Source organism: Deinococcus metalli (assembly GCF_014201805.1).
GTDB lineage: Bacteria > Deinococcota > Deinococci > Deinococcales > Deinococcaceae > Deinococcus > Deinococcus metalli.
This window is the reverse complement of the sequence record NZ_JACHFK010000007.1, coordinates 157,991-173,661: the sequence shown is the minus strand read 5'-3', so window position 1 is coordinate 173,661 and position 15,671 is coordinate 157,991. Positions and strand designations below refer to the sequence as shown.

Sequence of the window (15,671 nt, the reverse complement as noted above, 5' to 3'; positions counted from 1 at the left end):
TGTGATCGCAGAATGGAAGGGATGAGCCACGTGGTTGTCATAGAGGACGAGGGCACCGTGCGGGATGTCCTGCGCTTTCACCTGGAGCGCGCGGGGCTCACCGTCACGGCCCTGCCCTCCACGGCGGGAGGGCTGGAAGCGCTCTCGGGCGCGGACGCGCTGGTGCTGGACTGGATGCTGCCCGGCGAGAGCGGCCTGGGCTTTTTGCGTCGGCTGCGCGGCGACCCGGACCTGCGGCGCATGCCGGTGCTGATGCTCACGGCGCGCGCGGCCGAGGCCGAACGGGTCGAGGGCCTGGAGTCCGGCGCGGACGATTACCTGACCAAGCCCTTTTCCGCGGCGGAACTCGTGGCGCGCGTGCGGGCCCTGCTGCGCCGCGCGCAGCCACAGGTGCCGGCGGTGCTGGCGAACGGCCCCCTGAACGTGGACCTCGGCGCGGCCGAGGCGCGCGTGGGCGGCGCGCGGCTGAACCTCACGCGGCGCGAGTTCGACCTGCTGGCGTTCCTGGCCCAGAACGTGGGGCGGGTGTACTCGCGCACGGAACTGCTGGACAAGGTCTGGGGCGCGGACTTCCTGGGCGGCGAGCGCACGGTGGACCAGCACGTCACGCAGCTGCGGGCGCACCTGGGAGACGATCCGGGCCGGCCGGGCTTTCTGGAGACGGTGCGCGGCAAGGGCTACCGCATGCGGCCGTGGACGGCGCCGGCGTGACGGTGCGGCGCGCGGCGGCCGGCGACGTGCCGACCCAGGGCGCGGCGGAGGAGTGGATCATGTGGATGGACGCACTGCCGCAGGCCGTCCTGCTGACCCGCGCGGGCGTGGTCACGCGCGTGAATGCCGCCGCCGCGCGGCTGTGGGGCGTACCGCAGGAGCGGGCAGAGGGCCGCCCGGTGCTGGAGATCGTGCGCCGGCACACCCTGGAAGCGCTGCTGGAGCGCGGCGGGGAGCTGGAACTGGAGGTCTCGGGCCGCACGCTGCGCTGCACGGCCACCCGGGACGACACGCACTCGGCCCTGATCGTGGAGGACGTGACCGAGCACCGTCGCCGCGAGGCGGAGCTGCGCGAGGCGACTGCAGTGCTGTCGCACGAGTTCCGCACGCCCGTGGCGGCGCTGCGCGGCGTGCTGGAGGCGCTGGAGTACGACATGCCGCAGGAACTCGCGCAGAACTTCGTGCGCCAGGGCCTGCAGGAAACCGAGCGCCTGGCGCGCCTGGTCGAGGACCTCGCGGTGGGGTTCCGGCCCACGCGGGCGCGCACGCTTCCCCTGGCGGAGGCCTTCGCGCGGGCCGAGCGGCTGCTGGCGCCGGAACTGCTGGCACGGCAGGCCACACTGAGTTTCGGTCCGGACCACCTGGTGCGGGCCGACCCCGACAAGCTGCTGCAGGTCCTGCTGAACCTGATCGAGAACGCGCTGAAGTACGGCCCGGCGGGGCACCCGGTGGACGTGCAGACGGCCGGGCGCGGCACGTGGGTGGAGGTCTGCGTGCTGGACGACGGCGCGGCGCTCACCGACACCGACAGCCTGTTCCGGGCGCACACGCGCGGGCACAGCGCGACCGGCCAGGGCAGCGGCATGGGCCTGTACATCGTGCGGAGCATCGTGCAGGGCTGGGGCGGACAGACCTGGGCCGAGCGGCGCGGGCAGCGCAACGCCTTTTGCTTCACGCTGCCGGGTGTCTCCGGCCTGGGCGGCTGAGCCGCTGGCCCCGGTGTGCCCCCGTGGACGCCACGCGGCGCGGCGTGACGGTTCCCTGACCTTTTCCCCACCTCCGGGTGGTACGTTCACCCACAGGAGTGCCCATGCGTGAAGCCCTTGAAAGCGACCTGAGAGCCGTACTGAACGGCGCCCTGAACATGCTCGCCACCGTCGAGCGGATGCTGCCGGTGGCGGCCGACGTGCTGCTGCACGAACGCGTCGAGCGGCTGGAGGAGGTGCGCGCCCTCGACCGCGAGGTGGACGCGCAGGAAGCGCAGATCGAGGCCGAGTGCCTGCGGATCATCGCGCTGCACCAGCCGGTGGCGCGCGACCTGCGGATGGTGGCGCTGATCCTCAAGAGCCTCAGCGACATCGAGCGCATGGGCGACTACGTGGTGCATGTCGCCAAGGACGGCGTGGAACTGGCGCAGGCGCCGGCCCTGAAGCGCTACGTGAACCTCGCGCGGATGCTCGAACGCCTGGGCGAGATGAGCCAGAACCTGCGCACGGCCCTCGCCGACCGGGACGTGGAGCGCGCCGAGATGACCACCGCGATGGACGACGAGGTGGACGACCTGTACGAGCAGATCCAGCGCGAACTCGTGACGTACATGCTCGAGGACCCGCGCAACATCTCCAAGGCGCTGATGCTGATGCGCGTGGGGCGCAGCCTGGAACGCGTGGGCGACCACATGGAGAACGTGTCCGAACGCGTGCGCTACTGGGTGACCGGCCAGCGCGAAGCGTAGGTCCGGGCGAACCGTCCGGCGGCCCGAGCGCAGACGCCGCGCCCTGTCCACCACTCCGACCCTGAGCGGGTCCCGACCCCCTGCGCGCCGCCGGCAGGGGGTTTAATACGGAGCATATGGCGCAATTTCCATCGGGGTTCGTGTGGGGCGCGGCCACCGCGTCGTATCAGATCGAGGGCGCGGTCCACGAGGACGGGCGCGGCGCGAGCATCTGGGACACCTTCGCGCACACGCCCGGCAAGGTGAAGCAGGGCGACACCGGCGACGTCGCGTGCGACCACTACCACCGCTTCCGCGAGGACGTGGCCCTGATGCGGGACCTCGGCCTGAACGCCTACCGCTTTTCCGTCGCGTGGCCCCGCGTGCAGCCGGACGGGCGTGGACGCGTGAACGCGGCGGGCCTGGCCTTCTACGACCGGCTGGTGGACGAACTGCTCGCCGCCGGTCTCCAGCCGTGGGCGACGCTGTTCCACTGGGACCTGCCCCAGGCGCTGGAAGACCGGGGCGGGTGGCTCGCGCGCGACACCGCGCACCGCTTCGAGGAGTACGCCTACGTGGTGGGCGAGCGTCTGGCCGACCGCGTGACGGGGTTCATGACCCTGAACGAGCCGTTCATCCACTTCCTGCTGGGCCACGCGCTGGGCACACATGCGCCGGGGCACACGCTGGGCCTGCACGCCTTCCCGGCCGCACACCACCAGCTGCTCGGGCACGGGCTGGCGGTGCGGGCGCTGCGCGAGGCGGGGGCGAACATGGTCGGGATCGCCAACAACTATGCCCCGGTGTGGCCGGCCGGCGACCGCGACGCCGATCTGGAGGCCATGGGCCGCGTGGACGCGCTGCACAACCACCTCTTCACGGACCCCCTGATCCGCGGCGAGTACCCGGCGCTGGCGCTGGACGTGGTGCGGGGCACGGACGCGGCGCTGCTGGACGTGATCCAGCCGGGCGACCTGACGGTGATGGCCGCGCCGCTGGACTTCCTGGGCGTGAACTACTACCAGCCGGACTACGTCCGGGCCGGCGCCGGGCCGCTCGGCGTCGAGCTGGGCCGCATTCCGGACCGCGAGTACACGGCCTCCTCGTGGCCGGTCGTACCGGAGGGCCTCACCCAGACGCTCACCGGCCTGAAGGCCCGCTACGGCGAGACGTGCCCGCCGCTGTACGTCACCGAGAGCGGGTGCTCGGTCAGGGACGTGGTCGGCCCGGACGGCCGCGTGCGCGACGACTTCCGCATCCGCTACCACGAGGCGCACGTGGACGCGGTGCGGGACGCGATCACGCAGGGCGCCGAGGTCCGCGGGTACTTCGTGTGGAGCCTGCTGGACAACTTCGAGTGGGCCGAGGGGTTCAGCCAGCGTTTCGGGCTGGTGCACGTGGACTACGCCACGCAGGCCCGCACCCCCAAGGACAGCTACCGCTGGTTCCAGACCTTCCTGAAGGATCAGGGATAGAGACGGCCAGCGCCTACCCCCCGGGCCGGCCGTCCGTGCCCGGACTCCGCGCCTACTCGCGCGTGACCGTGCAGTTGCCGCCGGTCAGGACGGTGCCGGTGCCGCTGAGCTTGGCGAAGACCGCGCTGATCTCCTCCTGGGTGCCGGCCAGACCGGCCCCGGTGTAGGTCTTCTGGGCGGCGTCGAAGGGCCGGAAGATGTAGCACGCGACCAGCCGCTTGGGATCGCTGACGTCCCACACGCGGAAGGTCGAGCTGCCGCCGTCCTTTTCGTAGTACAGGATGTACCCGTTGTCGCCGTCGTAGTCCCAGCGCCGGTCGCCGTCGCGGTAGGTCGGTCCGCCGCTCAGCTTGACCTTGCCGGAGATCTTGTTGTTGTTCTGGTCGAGGCCGCTGATCGTCCACGTCTCGCCGGTGGGGAGCGGTCCCTTGAGGCCGGTGCGGGTGCCCGACGAGGTGGAAGGAGTGGTGGCCGAGGGCGCGCACGCGGCGAGCAGGAGGGGCACGAGCATCAGGGAGGCAAGTCTCACGGTTCTCACTCTACCCGGCGCCGTGCGGAGCGGCGAGCGCACATGCCCAGCCGGGCAGCGGGGTCACGGGGTCACAGGTCCAGCATGCGCGGCGTGGTCACCCCGGCGGGAATGGCCGTGACGAGCATTTCGTGCTGCCCGGTCACGAACACCTTGAAGCCCGCCTTGTGCAGGCCGCGCCGGGCCTCCGTCACATCGGCCATCAGCAGGCTGGCGTCGGGCCGCGCGAAATTCCGCAGCCGCGCGCCCGGGCTGAGCGTGCCGTCGCGGTAGCGGGCGTTCGGGTAGCCCAGGATCAGACCGCCGCCGGGCGTCAGGTGGTAGCGCCGCAGCGCGGCCAGCAGCACGTCCTGCCGGATGCCGGGACTCTGCAGCAGGCTCAGGGCCACGATCAGGTCGAAGGTGCCCAGTTCTGCGCGGGGCAGCGTGGTCACGTCCAGCGCGTGGAGGGTGGCGGCCGGGTGGCGGGCGCGGGCCGCGTCCAGCGCGGAGGCGTCCACGTCCACGCCGTGCACGTCGAACACGCGGTCCGGGAGGGCCAGCGGCAGCGCGTCCAGTTCCCGGCCGCGGTTCACGCCCAGCGCCAGCACCCGCCCGCCCGGCGGGGGATTCACGCGCCGCAGCGCCTCCACGAAGGTGAGCAGGAAGGTCGGGTCCTCCAGCTTGTCCACCCGCGCCCACTCGCCCCCGGCCCCGTAGCCGGCGGCGTCGGGGTCGGGCGCAGGCGCCCACGCCCGCAGGCGCACCCGCACCCGGCCAGGTTCCACCCGCTCCGGCGTGAGCAGGTGCGCGCCCAGCAGGTCCGCCACCTCCGTCCAGACGGCCCAGGACCGGTGACGTCCGTGCGCCGTGACCTCGCCCGCGTACAGGCCCAGCCCGGCGTCCGGGTCGGGCACCGTGAAGGCCACGTCTCCCCCAGCGTGGAGAGCGGCGCGCAGTGCGGGCACGATGGTGGCGAGGGCTTCGGTGGTGAAGGCGAGGTCGGGTCTGGGCTGCGACATAGGAAAGCCCCGTCAGCATAGACGGGGCTTCCGGACGATGAACGTGGTGCGGGCTTAGCCCTGCAGCGCGGCGGCGAGCTGACGCAGGCCCGCCTGGTCGGCCTCGGGGGCGTCCGGGGCGAGGCTCTCGGTGGCGGCGCCCAGATCCGGCAGGAGCGCGGCGGCCCCTTCCAGGTCACCGCTTTCCAGCGCGCTCTTGAGGCTGGCGAGGTGCTCGACGACCGTCTCGGCACCGGGGACGCCGTCCAGCGTCTGGTGCCACGAGGTGACGTTGGCGACGGCTGCGCTGGCCGGCACGCCCTGGAGTCCGCCCGAAAGGGCATCGATGGTCTGCTGGAGCTGCTGGTTCATGGTTGACCTCCTGAAGCTGGGATGTCCTGCCGCATCAGCAGACCACCGCGGGGCGCGCGGGAGTGTACGCCCGCACGCTTCATGAAGCGAGTCAAGTGTGGGAAAAATACCGTCCTGGCGCGGATTTTGCGGGGAATGCTACGGTGATCCCCCGGCCCTTACATTGATCTGATGTCATGGCCCCTTCCCCCGACCTGAGCGGCCTGGAGTATGAAGCGCTGCTGACCCGCGTGTTCCTGCGCGCCGCCGACCCCGCCCCGGCCCGCGAGCGGCTGGCCCTGCGCTTCGTGCAGAGTGACCCGGACGCCTGCGTGCTGGTGGACGGCCGCAGCGGGCAGACCACGGTGCTCGGCGGCGCCGCCGCCCGCAGCGGCCCCGCCGACCTGACCTTCACGCTGCGCGGCCCCGGCGCGGACGCCTTCTGGCGCGGTGACCTGAACGTGGTGGCCGCCATGCAAAACGGCACGCTGCGGATCGCCGGCCCCCTGCTGCGGGCGCTGGCCCTGGCCCCGGGCCTGAAACTGGTGCAGGCGGCGTACCGGGCCGAAACGCAGGCCGGAGCGGGCGCTCAGTAACCCCGGTGCCTCACCACGGCCCCGTGCCCTTCCAGCCACCCGGTCACTGCGGCGACGGCCGCCTTGACGCCGGGCGTGATGACCGGGCCGCCGAACTTGGCCAGCCGCACCAGATGCGTGCCGTCCTCGCGGGGCGTGATGCCGACCAGCACCTCCTGCGTGAGGCCGTCCTCGACGACATGCGCCAGCGCCACCCACCCGTCCCGGCGCAGGCTGCCGTACAGGTCGAGGAGGATGACCGTCCACGCGCCCCCAGGATCACGCTGCGTGACCTTGTCGAAGTCGGTGGGGGCAAAGGTGGCGGGCAGGGTCAGGACAGCGTGCGGCACGGTGGATTCGTCCTCCGGGTAGGGCTGCGCCGCGCCGTGGGGTACGGTCACGGCCGCGGTGGGCGTGAAGCGGGCGTGGTGGACGCCCAGGCCCAGGTCGCGCCACTTCAGGGCGTACTTGGTCTCCAGGGCGGCGGCCGGCGGTTCGGCGGTCTGCACGGCCATCACGCCGCTGGCGTGGGCCTCGGCAACGGCAAAGTCGAAGTACTCGTCGTGGTCCGTGGTGAGCAGCAGGTCGCCGCCGGGCTTCAGGCGGCTGGCGGCCAGCCGGAAGAAGGGAGCGCGCAGCAGGCGGTGGTCGGTGTGCCCCGCCTTGGGCCACGGGTCGGGGAAGTTCACGACGATGCGGTCGAGGCCGCCGGCCGGCACCACCTCGCGCAGCAGCACGTCGGCCGGCAGCTTGGTCAGGACGGCGTTGTCCAGGCCGGCCGCGTTCAGGCGGCGCTGCGCCTTGAGCAGCGACACGCCGGACAGTTCCACGCCGAGGTAGTTCGGCGCCTCGGGAAAGCTGCGCGCGTGGTGCGGCCAGAAGCGCCCGTCGCCGAAGCCGATCTCCAGCACCCACGGGCGCTGCGGGGTGCGCGGGTACAGCCGGTCAGGCGTGTCCGGAAAGCGGAAGTCCCCCAGGCGGACGATCACGCGTCCACCCCCAGCAGGTCGGCCGCGAGGCGCGCGGCGTCCTCCAGCACGCTGGCGTAGGTGTGCTGGCCGGGCGCGCACTGGCCCAGCATGAACACCCGTTCCAGGCGCCTCACGCGGAAGCCGTCCAGTTCGGACGGGGCGGGCGTCAGGAAGCGCACCTCGTAGGCGGGCGCGCCCTCGACGCCGGCGGCCGTGCGCTCCGCGCCGACCAGCCACACGCCGCTGCGGGCCAGGTCGTCGGCCAGGAAGTCGTATGCGACCTCCGAGAGGCGCCCGGCCTCCTCCATGCCCTCACCGATCAGCAGCCGGCCCTTCAGGAACGCGCCGACGGCCAGCACGACCTGCCGGGCGTGCAGCGCCGGGCCTTCCCACGTGGACAGCCGGGCGTGTGCGGCGTCCTCGTCCAGCGCGGTCACGGTGCTCTGCAGGAGGTGGATGCCGGCCGTGGACTCAATCTCGGCCTTCAGGTGGCGGTGAAAGGTCCAGCCGTCGGTGTCCGGCGCGACCTGGGCCTGCACCTGCGCGAAGACGCTGCCCGGCGGAAATCCGGCGTCCCGCGTGGTCGGCTGGTACAGGGCGCCCAGGTGGTCGAGCGCCTGCGACACCAGCAGCACGTCCAGACCGCCGCGCGCCAGCCGCCACGCGAGTTCCGTGCCGGCCAGCCCGGCCCCGACGACCGCCACGTCGTACACGTGGCCGGGCTGCGGGCGGCTGCGCGGGGGAAGACCTTTTTGCGAGTGGGGGCCAAACATCGCCCAGAAGTGTAGCCCAGCGGCTTCCCTGCGCCCGCCGCCCGGATCAGGAGCGGGCAGCCTCCACCTGGGCCATCAGGGCGGCCGTCTCGCGCTCCTCGCCATGCGGACTGGCCGCCAGCGCCGCGCGGACATTCGCGCGGTCGGCCGCAGTCTTGTTCTGGCTGAGCTTGAGTTTGCCCTGGACGCCGCGCACCTGCACCTCGAAGGTCACGACGCCCGCGAGCATGCGCCGCAGGGAGTCCGGCGGAAGGGCCGCCATGTCCGGCGTGAAGTGCTCGACCAGCGCAAGGGCGATGCGGCGGGTCTCGTCGCCGCCGACCACGCGGGCGGGGCCGGTGGCGTGCACGGCCGCATAGTTCCACGTGGGCACGTTCGGCGCCGAGTCGTACCACGCCGGGTCGATCAGGGCGTGAGGGCCGTGGAAGACGACCAGCACGTCCTGCCCGGACGCGAAGTGCCGCCACTGGGGATTGGCGCGGGCGAGGTGCGAGCGCAGGTGCACGTTGCCGTCCACTCCCTCCTCGATCAGCACCGGCAGGTGCGTGGCGAAGGGCACGCCGTCCGGCGCGGTCACCAGCATCACGAACGGGTGCGCGCGCATGAACGCGAGCTGCTGTGCGCGGTCGTCGGCGCGGAAGTGGGCGGGCACGTACATGGCCCGAGGCTACGCCCGCGCCGCCACGCCGCGACAGGGCCGGTCCGGGGCGGCGCGGGCAGGCCACCTGGCACCGGCGTGCCTGTGCCCGCCGTCCCCGATACTGGCCGCGTGACGCTCAACCGCGGATACGCCTACACGACGGCCGTGCCGCACGGCGGACAGACGGTGCTCGCCTTCCTGAGCGCGCGCTACACGCACTCGGACGCGGCGACGTGGGCGGCGCGGCTCGCGGCCGGCGAGGTCGAGTTGGACGGCGCGCGCGCCCACGGCCCCGAGGTGCTGCGGGCCGGGCAGGTGCTGGTGTGGCACCGCCCGCCGTGGCCGGAGGCCGACGCGCCCCTGCACTATGGCGTGCTGTACGAGGACGGCGCGCTGCTCGCGGTGGACAAGCCCTCCGGGCTGCCGACGCTGCCGGGCGGCGGCTTCCTGGAGCACACGCTGCTCGCGCTGGTGCGCCGCACGTACCCGGGCGCGTCGCCGCTGCACCGGCTGGGCCGCGGCACCTCGGGCGTGGTGCTGTTCGCGCTGGAGGGCCGGGCGGGCTCGGCGCTGGCCCGCGACTGGCGCGACCACGCGGTACGCAAGACCTACCGGGCACTCGCCGCCGGCGTGGTCGGCCCCGACACCCTGACCGTCACGGCGCCGATCGGACCGGCGCGGCACCCCCGGCTGGGCACGGTGCACGCGGCCACGCCGGGCGGCAAGCCGGCGCACTCCGAGCTGCGGGTCGTCGAGCGGCGCCGGGACACCACGCTGCTGGACGTGGACATCCGCACCGGACGGCCGCACCAGATCCGCATCCACACCGCCGCGGCCGGGCACCCGCTGGCGAACGATCCGCTGTATGCACCGGGCGGCGGGCTGCGGCCGGAACTGCCGGGTCTGCCGGGTGACCTGGGGTACGCGCTGCACGCGTGGCGGCTGGCGTTCACGCACCCCCACACCGGGCAGGCGATGGTGGTGTATGCCCCGCTGCCGGCCGTGCTGGAACAGAGGGGCAGCCCCTGAGCGCCGGGGCGTCAGCGGAGCAGATGGATCCGCTGACGTTTGGCGGCGTACATGCGGTGGTCGGCGCGGCGCACCCACGTGTTCAGGGTGTCGTCCGGGCGCACCCCGGCCAGCCCGACATTCACGTACGGGGCGCTGCCCGTCGCCCACGACCGCGCCGGCAGGGCGCCCAGGAACACCTGCACCCGCTCGTGCGCGGCGTCCACCGGGCCGTCCAGCAGCGCCGCGAACTCGTCGCCGCCCAGCCGGTAGATGTGCCCGCCGCCGCCCGCCAGCGCCGTGAGGGCCGCGCCGAGTTCCCGCAGCACCTCGTCGCCCACCTGGTGCCCCTGCGTGTCGTTGATGTGCTTGAAGTCCTGCACGTCCAGGATCACCAGCGTGGTGGGCCGCGGTCCGGCGCCGAGCGTGGCCTCCACGCGGGCCGTGAACGCGCGCCGGTTGAGCAGGCCGGTCAGCGGGTCCGTACGGGCCTCGCGTTCCACCCGCTCGTGCAGCGCGGCGTTTTCCAGCGCGACGCTGACGTGCACGCCCAGCAGTTCCAGGAACTCCAGGTCCTCGGGCGTGAAGGCGCCGGGCTGGTCACTCTGCACCGACAGCACCGCGACGGGCGCGCTGTCGGGCCGCAGCGGCACGCCCATCCACGAGCGCGTGACGGGGCGGCCGGAGTCCGAGTTCAGGCGGAACACCGTCAGCTGCTCGCGCTCCAGGTACGCGACGAGGTCGTTTTCCAGCCGCAGGCGGCCCGAGAGCACCCGTTCGAGCAGGCCGTCCTCGCGGGCCGCGATGCGCTCGTCCACGCTGAAGTCCGCTTCCAGCGTGCGGGTGGTCCACCCGCCGTCCGGGTGGCGCGTGGCGAGCAGCGTGACGGGCGCGGTGAACAGCGTGCGGGCCTCACGGTGCACCGACTGCACGAGTTCCTCGGTGCGCACGCTGCGTGCCAGCGTGGCGGCCACCTGCACCAGCGACCGGTACCGGGCGATCTGGCGGTGGAGATCCGGGAGGGCGGACGTCATGCGCGCCCCAGTATCGCACGCCCTCCTCCGAGGAGGCCAAAAAGGCCTGCCAGAACGTTCAAAACCAGGAACGGTGCGGGTGAGCCGGCCCGTGGACACCGCCAGGCGTGGCCCCCGGACCCGGACGGCGCCCCTTCCCTTTGCAGGCGACTTCGTTACAGTGGGGGCACCTTTTCCACGTTCCCTACTGACCAGAGAGTCTCAGGAGATCCCATGACTTCAACCCCGACCCCGGCGGTGCCGTCCGGCACGACCACACCCGCCCTGCTTGACGCCACGCTGGCCGCCGAGGTGCTGCACCTGGCCCGCGCAGGCGGCGCGGACTTCTCGGAACTGTTCGTCGAGGACACCGTCAGCACGCAGCTGCGGCTGCACCAGGGCGACCTCAAGGACGCGGGCGGCGGCAACCTGTTCGGCGCGGGGCTGCGGCTGCTGTACGGCACGCGCGTGGTGTACGCGTACACCAACGACGTGACCGCCGGCGGCCTGCGCGACCTGGCCCGGACCGTGGCGCGCGCCCAGGGCGGGGCCGGCGAGGTCACGCCCGGCGGCGCAGGCGGCCTGGACTTCCGCACCGTGGACGCCCGGCCGCTGTACGTGGCCCGCGAGCACCCCCTGAGCGCCGCCAAGCGCGACAAGCTGGCCCTGATGCGCCGCGCGCACGGCGGGGCAGCCGGGGTGGGCGACGTGAAGACCGTGGACGTCACGTACAGCGACCGGGTGCAGCGCGTGCTGATCGCCAACTCCGAGGGCCTGTGGGCCGAGGACGAGCGCGTGCAGACCCGGCTGTACGTCAACGCCATCGCCCAGGACGGCACGCTGCGCGAGAGCGGCTACCACGCGCCCGGCGCGTCGCGCGGCCTGGAGTTCTTCGAGGAGGTCACGCCCGAGAGCGTCGGCGCGGAGGCCGCCCGCATCGCCAACGCCATGCTGCGCGCCGGCTACGCGCCCGCCGGGAAGCTCCCGGTCGTGATCGGGAACGCGTTTGGCGGCGTGATCTTCCATGAGGCCTGCGGGCACATCCTGGAAACGACCGCGGTGGAGAAGAACGCCAGCGTGTTCGCCGACAAACTGGGCCAGCAGATCGCGGACACCTGCGTGAGTGCCATCGACGACGGCACGCTGCCCGGCGCGTGGGGCATGGTCAACGTGGACGACGAGGGCATGCCCGCACAGCGCACGGTACTGATCGACAAGGGCGTCCTGACGTCGTTCATGGTCGACCGGCTGGGCGCGCAGAAGACCGGCCATGCCCGCACCGGCTCGGGCCGGCGGCAGAACTACACCTACGCGCCCGCCAGCCGCATGCGCAGCACCTTTATCGACAACGGCGACCGCACGCCGGACGACCTGATCCGCAGCGTGGACCACGGCATCTACGCGCGCACCATGGGCGGCGGGAGCGTCAGTCCCGGCACCGGCGACTACAACTTTGCGGTGAACGAGGCCTACATGATTCGAAATGGCGAGATCTCCGAACCCCTGAGGGGCGCGTCGCTGGTCGGCAACGGCGCTCAGGACCTGCTGAACATCGTGGGCGTGGCGGGCGACCTGGCGCTGGGGCAGGGCATGTGCGGCAGCGTGTCCGGCAGCATCCCGACCGATGTGGGCCAGCCGCACCTGCTGATCAGCGCGATCACCGTGGGAGGCCGCGCATGACCGCCGCGGAGCAGCTCGGCATCGCCGGCGCCCGCACGTACCTGCTGGACCGCGCCCGCGCGCAGGGCATAGAGCTGGAGGTCTACGCCGAGCGCGACACGTCCACCGAGATCACGGCCTTCGGCGGCGAGGTCAGCGAGTTCAAGCTCCAGGCGCGCCAGGGCCTCGGGCTGCGGGCGCTGGTCGCCGGCGCGTGGGGCTACGCGTTCACGGAGAACCTGTCGCGGCCCGCGCTGGACCGCGCGCTGGATTCGGCCGTTGAGAACGCCCGGCTGGTCACTCCGCAGGCCGGCTCGGCGCTGTCCGACTGGCCCGCCCCGCCGGCCCTGGACCTGTACGGCGAGGGCCTGAGCGGCGTGGGCGTCGAGCAGAAGGTCCGCTCAGCGCTGACGCTCGAGGCGGCCGCGCGCGGCGCCGACCCGCGCGTGACCAGCGTGCCCTACAGCGGCTACAGCGACGCCGACTCCGAGCGCCTGATCGGCAACACGCACGGCCTGGAACGCGGCGAGAAGGCCCTGCACGCCTTCACGTACGTCGCGCCGCTGGTCAGCGAGGACGGCCAGAACAAGATGAAGGGCGACTGGCAGTTCACGCGGGAATACACCGAACTCGACCCGACCCATACCGCCCTGAGCGCCGTCGAGAAGAGCGTCGCGCTGCTGGGCGCGAAGCCCGCGCCGAGCGGCACCTTTCCCGCGGTGATCACAGGCGAGTGCGTGGGCAGCCTGCTCGCGCTGTTCGCCCCGATGTTCAGCGGCAAGATGGTCGAGGAGGGCAAGAGCCCGCTGGCGGGCCGTCTGGACGGCGTGGTCGCCAGCCCGCTGGTCACGCTGCTGGATGACCCCACGTTGCCGCGCGGCCTGAACTCCCGCGCCTTCGACGCCGAGGGCCACCCCAGCGCGCCGCTGACGGTGATCGAGGCCGGCGTGCTGCGCGCGTTCATGCACAACGCCCAGACGGCCGCCCGCGCGGGCACCGTCAGCACCGGGCACGCCGCCCGCCACGGCTACCAGGGCACCGTGGGCGTCGGCCACAGCAATCTGCTGATGCTCGCCGGCGACACGGCGCCGGAGCAGCTCGCGGCCGGCCTCACCGGCGTGCAGCTCACCGGCATCGCCGGCGGGCACGCGGGCGCGGACCCGATCACCGGCGACTTCAGCCTCCAGGCCGAGGGCTTCTGGCTCGACGGCGGACAGGTCGCGCACCCGCTGGAGGTCTACACCGTGGCCGGGAACATCCTGGACGTGTTGCGGGACGTTCAGGCCGTCGGCAGCGAGGTCGAGTGGACCATGCACGCCACCGCCGCGCCCGCCGTCCGGGTAAAGGCGCTCGCCCTCGGCGGGAGCTGAGCGGGACTCAGCTCGCCCTCTCCCCCGCCCGCACCGCCACGTCCAGCACGTTCCGCGGCGGCGCGAGCGGGCAGCTCCAGCGTGGGTCGTAGAAGCACGACGGGTGGAACGCGAAGTTGAAGTCCAGCACGAGCGCTCCGCCCGGCGCCGAGCCCAGGTCGGCGCTCTTGGCGGTGTCGAGCAGGTAACGGCCGCCGCCGTAGCTCTCGTGCCCACTGCCAGCGTCGCGAAACGGGAGGAACACGCCGCCGCCGTACACGTCGATCCAGTACACGTCCAGCGTCCCGACGGGCAGCTCCACGCGCCCGAAGCGCACCAGCGGCATGGCCTGCCCGGTCGAGGACGGGATGTCCAGCCGCTCCAGCGGCAGGAACTCGACCGGCGCGCTGAAGGCCAGGGCGGGATCGTACGGCCAGCAGGGAAGGCTCACAAAATCGGCCCGCGCCTCGGGCAGCAGTGGCGACTGCGAATGCGCCCGGAACAGCCGGTTGCGTTCCGCCTGCCACAGCGCGTGCGCGGCCGGTGGATCGCTGTCGCGCAGCTCGCGCACACGGGCGTACAGGGCACTGATCTGCCGCCGCCAGTCGAGCAGGGCGAGCCACGCGGCAGGATCGGACGGACTGGACTCGGACGCCATGCGGGCATGCTAGGGCGAGCGCGGATCGCCGGCCTTCACGCCGTCCTTACGCGCTGCCGGGTGTTCCGGATGGGACACTTTACGGCCGGAGCGGGGCGTATCCTGCCCTCATGAAGTGGCTTTCGGACCGAGCGCTGGCCCCCGTCGTGGACAAGGTCGAGGCCGGCGAGCGCCTGTCCTTCGACGAGGGCATGGCCCTCTTCCACACCCGTGACCTGAACGCCCTGATGCGTCTGGCGAACCGCCGCAAGCAGCAGCTGCACGGCGACAAGGTGTACTTCGTGCACTCGATGCGGCTGGAGTTCACGAACATCTGCTACGTGGGCTGCACGTTCTGCGCGTTCGCGGCACACAAGAACGAGGAACGCGCGTGGGACTACAGCCCGGAGGAGGTCGTGGCGCAGGTGCGGCGGCGCTACCTGCCGGGCATCACGGAACTGCACATGAGCAGCGGCCACCACCCGAACCACCCGTGGGCGTACTACCCGCAGATGGTCCGCAACCTGCGCGAGGCGTTCCCGGACCTGCAGGTGAAGGCCTTCACGGCCGCCGAGATCGAGCACCTGAGCAAGATCTCCAAGAAGCCCACGCTGGAGGTGCTGCGCGAATTGCAGGATGCGGGCCTGTCGGCCATGCCGGGCGGCGGCGCGGAGATCTTCGCGGACCGTGTGCGCCGGCAGGTGGCGAAGAACAAGGTCAAGGCCGAGAAGTGGCTGCAGATCCACAGCGAGGCGCACTCGCTGGGCATGCGCACCAACGCGACCATGCTGTACGGCCACATCGAGACGCTGGAAGAGCGCCTGGACCACATGGACCGCCTGCGGACGCTTCAGGACGACTCGCTGGCCCGCTACGGCGGCGGTTTCCACGCCTTCATCCCGCTGGCCTTCCAGCCGCTGGGGAACACGCTGGCGCAGAACCTCGGCAAGACGGACTTCACCACCGGCCTGGACGACCTGCGCAACCTCGCGGTGGCCCGCGTCTACCTCGACAACGTCCCGCACATCAAGGGCTACTGGGTGATGATCGGCTCGGAACTCACGCAGGTGTCGCTGGACTGGGGTGTGTCGGACATCGACGGGACCATCCAGGAGGAGCACATCGCGCACGCGGCCGGGGCCACCAGCCCCATGAAGCTCAGCGAGCAGGGCATGATCCGCATGATCCAGGCGGCCGGGCGCACCCCGGTGCTGCGCGACGCGTACTACAACGAACTCCAGACCTTCCCGGCCACCCCGGAGGCGGCCGACTGAACGGCGCCCCCA

At 72.4% G+C, this 15,671-nt stretch carries 17 protein-coding genes; 9 read left to right on the top strand and 8 right to left on the bottom strand.

Translation table 11 applies throughout. The features are described from left to right. Nucleotides 1-21 precede the first annotated feature (21 nt). The 4 genes from HNQ07_RS14730 to HNQ07_RS14715 all read left to right on the top strand — a co-directional run bounded on the left by HNQ07_RS14730 (nucleotide 22) and on the right by HNQ07_RS14715 (nucleotide 3,900). Entirely contained in the window at nucleotides 22-711 is a 690-nt protein-coding gene (locus HNQ07_RS14730; protein WP_184113088.1) for a response regulator transcription factor, read from the top strand. 59 nt (nucleotides 712-770) lie between these two features. Continuing rightward, nucleotides 771-1,697: a sensor histidine kinase gene (locus HNQ07_RS14725; RefSeq protein WP_184113296.1), complete on the top strand. Its 927-nt coding sequence runs from the start codon at nucleotides 771-773 to the stop codon at nucleotides 1,695-1,697. A gap of 104 nt (nucleotides 1,698-1,801) precedes the next feature. Then, a complete protein-coding gene (phoU, locus tag HNQ07_RS14720) occupies nucleotides 1,802-2,446 on the top strand; it encodes a phosphate signaling complex protein PhoU (RefSeq protein ID WP_184113086.1) in 645 nt (214 codons plus the stop codon). 116 nt (nucleotides 2,447-2,562) lie between these two features. After that, a complete protein-coding gene (locus HNQ07_RS14715; RefSeq protein ID WP_184113084.1) occupies nucleotides 2,563-3,900 on the top strand; it encodes a GH1 family beta-glucosidase in 1,338 nt (445 codons plus the stop codon). A gap of 52 nt (nucleotides 3,901-3,952) precedes the next feature. On the opposite strand, the gene HNQ07_RS14710 is transcribed toward HNQ07_RS14715, so the two are convergent. The 3 genes from HNQ07_RS14710 to HNQ07_RS14700 form a co-directional block, all read right to left on the bottom strand. Continuing rightward, nucleotides 3,953-4,429 carry a hypothetical protein gene (locus tag HNQ07_RS14710; protein ID WP_184113082.1) on the bottom strand — a complete coding sequence of 159 codons (477 nt, stop codon included), beginning with the start codon at nucleotides 4,427-4,429 and terminating at the stop codon, nucleotides 3,953-3,955. Between the two features lie 71 nt (nucleotides 4,430-4,500). Continuing rightward, the gene (locus HNQ07_RS14705) at nucleotides 4,501-5,430 is read right to left on the bottom strand and encodes a class I SAM-dependent methyltransferase (RefSeq protein ID WP_184113080.1); all 930 of its coding nucleotides are present in this window, start codon (nucleotides 5,428-5,430) and stop codon (nucleotides 4,501-4,503) included. A 54-nt stretch (nucleotides 5,431-5,484) separates the two neighbouring features. After that, nucleotides 5,485-5,781, bottom strand: coding sequence for a hypothetical protein (locus HNQ07_RS14700; protein ID WP_184113078.1), 297 nt, complete (start codon nucleotides 5,779-5,781; stop codon nucleotides 5,485-5,487). 176 nt (nucleotides 5,782-5,957) lie between these two features. Between HNQ07_RS14700 and HNQ07_RS14695 the strand changes: the two genes are divergently transcribed. Then, nucleotides 5,958-6,356: a hypothetical protein gene (locus tag HNQ07_RS14695; RefSeq protein ID WP_184113076.1), complete on the top strand. Its 399-nt coding sequence runs from the start codon at nucleotides 5,958-5,960 to the stop codon at nucleotides 6,354-6,356. Here HNQ07_RS14695 and trmB read toward each other — a convergent pair. From trmB to HNQ07_RS14680, 3 genes are read right to left on the bottom strand one after another with little or no spacing between them, the layout of a single operon-like run. Beyond that, nucleotides 6,350-7,324, bottom strand: coding sequence for a tRNA (guanine(46)-N(7))-methyltransferase TrmB (gene trmB / locus HNQ07_RS14690; protein WP_184113074.1), 975 nt, complete (start codon nucleotides 7,322-7,324; stop codon nucleotides 6,350-6,352). The genes HNQ07_RS14695 and trmB overlap by 7 nt on opposite strands. Next, nucleotides 7,321-8,079 carry an FAD-dependent oxidoreductase gene (locus HNQ07_RS14685; protein ID WP_184113072.1) on the bottom strand — a complete coding sequence of 253 codons (759 nt, stop codon included), beginning with the start codon at nucleotides 8,077-8,079 and terminating at the stop codon, nucleotides 7,321-7,323. The genes trmB and HNQ07_RS14685 overlap by 4 nt, the downstream gene beginning before the upstream one ends. 46 nt (nucleotides 8,080-8,125) lie before the next feature. After that, nucleotides 8,126-8,737, bottom strand: a complete 612-nt coding sequence (locus tag HNQ07_RS14680; protein WP_184113070.1) for an FMN-binding negative transcriptional regulator — start codon at nucleotides 8,735-8,737, stop codon at nucleotides 8,126-8,128. A gap of 111 nt (nucleotides 8,738-8,848) precedes the next feature. On the opposite strand from HNQ07_RS14680, the gene HNQ07_RS14675 reads away from it, so the two are divergent. Further along, complete coding sequence (locus HNQ07_RS14675; protein WP_184113068.1) at nucleotides 8,849-9,748, top strand: RluA family pseudouridine synthase; 900 nt, start codon at nucleotides 8,849-8,851, stop codon at nucleotides 9,746-9,748. An 11-nt stretch (nucleotides 9,749-9,759) separates the two neighbouring features. On the opposite strand, the gene HNQ07_RS14670 is transcribed toward HNQ07_RS14675, so the two are convergent. After that, complete coding sequence (locus tag HNQ07_RS14670) at nucleotides 9,760-10,761, bottom strand: sensor domain-containing diguanylate cyclase (RefSeq protein WP_184113066.1); 1,002 nt, start codon at nucleotides 10,759-10,761, stop codon at nucleotides 9,760-9,762. A gap of 213 nt (nucleotides 10,762-10,974) precedes the next feature. Here HNQ07_RS14670 and HNQ07_RS14665 point away from each other — a divergent pair, with 213 nt between their 5' ends. Both HNQ07_RS14665 and HNQ07_RS14660 read left to right on the top strand, forming a co-directional pair. Then, nucleotides 10,975-12,420: a TldD/PmbA family protein gene (locus HNQ07_RS14665; protein WP_184113064.1), complete on the top strand. Its 1,446-nt coding sequence runs from the start codon at nucleotides 10,975-10,977 to the stop codon at nucleotides 12,418-12,420. Further along, entirely contained in the window at nucleotides 12,417-13,769 is a 1,353-nt protein-coding gene (locus HNQ07_RS14660) for a TldD/PmbA family protein (protein ID WP_184113063.1), read from the top strand. Before HNQ07_RS14665 ends, HNQ07_RS14660 begins: the two co-directional genes overlap by 4 nt. A 7-nt stretch (nucleotides 13,770-13,776) precedes the next feature. On the opposite strand, the gene HNQ07_RS14655 is transcribed toward HNQ07_RS14660, so the two are convergent. Then, a complete protein-coding gene (locus tag HNQ07_RS14655) occupies nucleotides 13,777-14,406 on the bottom strand; it encodes a DUF1684 domain-containing protein (protein ID WP_184113062.1) in 630 nt (209 codons plus the stop codon). 110 nt (nucleotides 14,407-14,516) lie between these two features. Between HNQ07_RS14655 and mqnE the strand changes: the two genes are divergently transcribed. Then, on the top strand, nucleotides 14,517-15,659 hold the full coding sequence (gene mqnE / locus HNQ07_RS14650; protein ID WP_184113061.1) for an aminofutalosine synthase MqnE: 1,143 nt from the start codon (nucleotides 14,517-14,519) through the stop codon (nucleotides 15,657-15,659). Nucleotides 15,660-15,671 lie beyond the last annotated feature (12 nt).

What these genes read in the sequence shown, in the direction of transcription:
- HNQ07_RS14665 (WP_184113064.1), top strand. Translation starts at nt 10,975, where the DNA reads ATGACTTCAACCCCGACCCCGGCGGTGCCGTCCGGCACGACCACACCC.
- HNQ07_RS14715 (WP_184113084.1), top strand. Translation starts at nt 2,563, where the DNA reads ATGGCGCAATTTCCATCGGGGTTCGTGTGGGGCGCGGCCACCGCGTCG.
- HNQ07_RS14670 (WP_184113066.1), bottom strand. Translation starts at nt 10,761, where the DNA reads ATGACGTCCGCCCTCCCGGATCTCCACCGCCAGATCGCCCGGTACCGG.
- HNQ07_RS14725 (WP_184113296.1), top strand. Translation starts at nt 771, where the DNA reads ATGTGGATGGACGCACTGCCGCAGGCCGTCCTGCTGACCCGCGCGGGC.
- HNQ07_RS14695 (WP_184113076.1), top strand. Translation starts at nt 5,958, where the DNA reads ATGGCCCCTTCCCCCGACCTGAGCGGCCTGGAGTATGAAGCGCTGCTG.
- mqnE (WP_184113061.1), top strand. Translation starts at nt 14,517, where the DNA reads ATGAAGTGGCTTTCGGACCGAGCGCTGGCCCCCGTCGTGGACAAGGTC.
- HNQ07_RS14680 (WP_184113070.1), bottom strand. Translation starts at nt 8,737, where the DNA reads ATGTACGTGCCCGCCCACTTCCGCGCCGACGACCGCGCACAGCAGCTC.
- HNQ07_RS14660 (WP_184113063.1), top strand. Translation starts at nt 12,417, where the DNA reads ATGACCGCCGCGGAGCAGCTCGGCATCGCCGGCGCCCGCACGTACCTG.
- HNQ07_RS14705 (WP_184113080.1), bottom strand. Translation starts at nt 5,430, where the DNA reads ATGTCGCAGCCCAGACCCGACCTCGCCTTCACCACCGAAGCCCTCGCC.
- phoU (WP_184113086.1), top strand. Translation starts at nt 1,802, where the DNA reads ATGCGTGAAGCCCTTGAAAGCGACCTGAGAGCCGTACTGAACGGCGCC.
- HNQ07_RS14700 (WP_184113078.1), bottom strand. Translation starts at nt 5,781, where the DNA reads ATGAACCAGCAGCTCCAGCAGACCATCGATGCCCTTTCGGGCGGACTC.
- HNQ07_RS14730 (WP_184113088.1), top strand. Translation starts at nt 22, where the DNA reads ATGAGCCACGTGGTTGTCATAGAGGACGAGGGCACCGTGCGGGATGTC.
- HNQ07_RS14655 (WP_184113062.1), bottom strand. Translation starts at nt 14,406, where the DNA reads ATGGCGTCCGAGTCCAGTCCGTCCGATCCTGCCGCGTGGCTCGCCCTG.
- HNQ07_RS14685 (WP_184113072.1), bottom strand. Translation starts at nt 8,079, where the DNA reads ATGTTTGGCCCCCACTCGCAAAAAGGTCTTCCCCCGCGCAGCCGCCCG.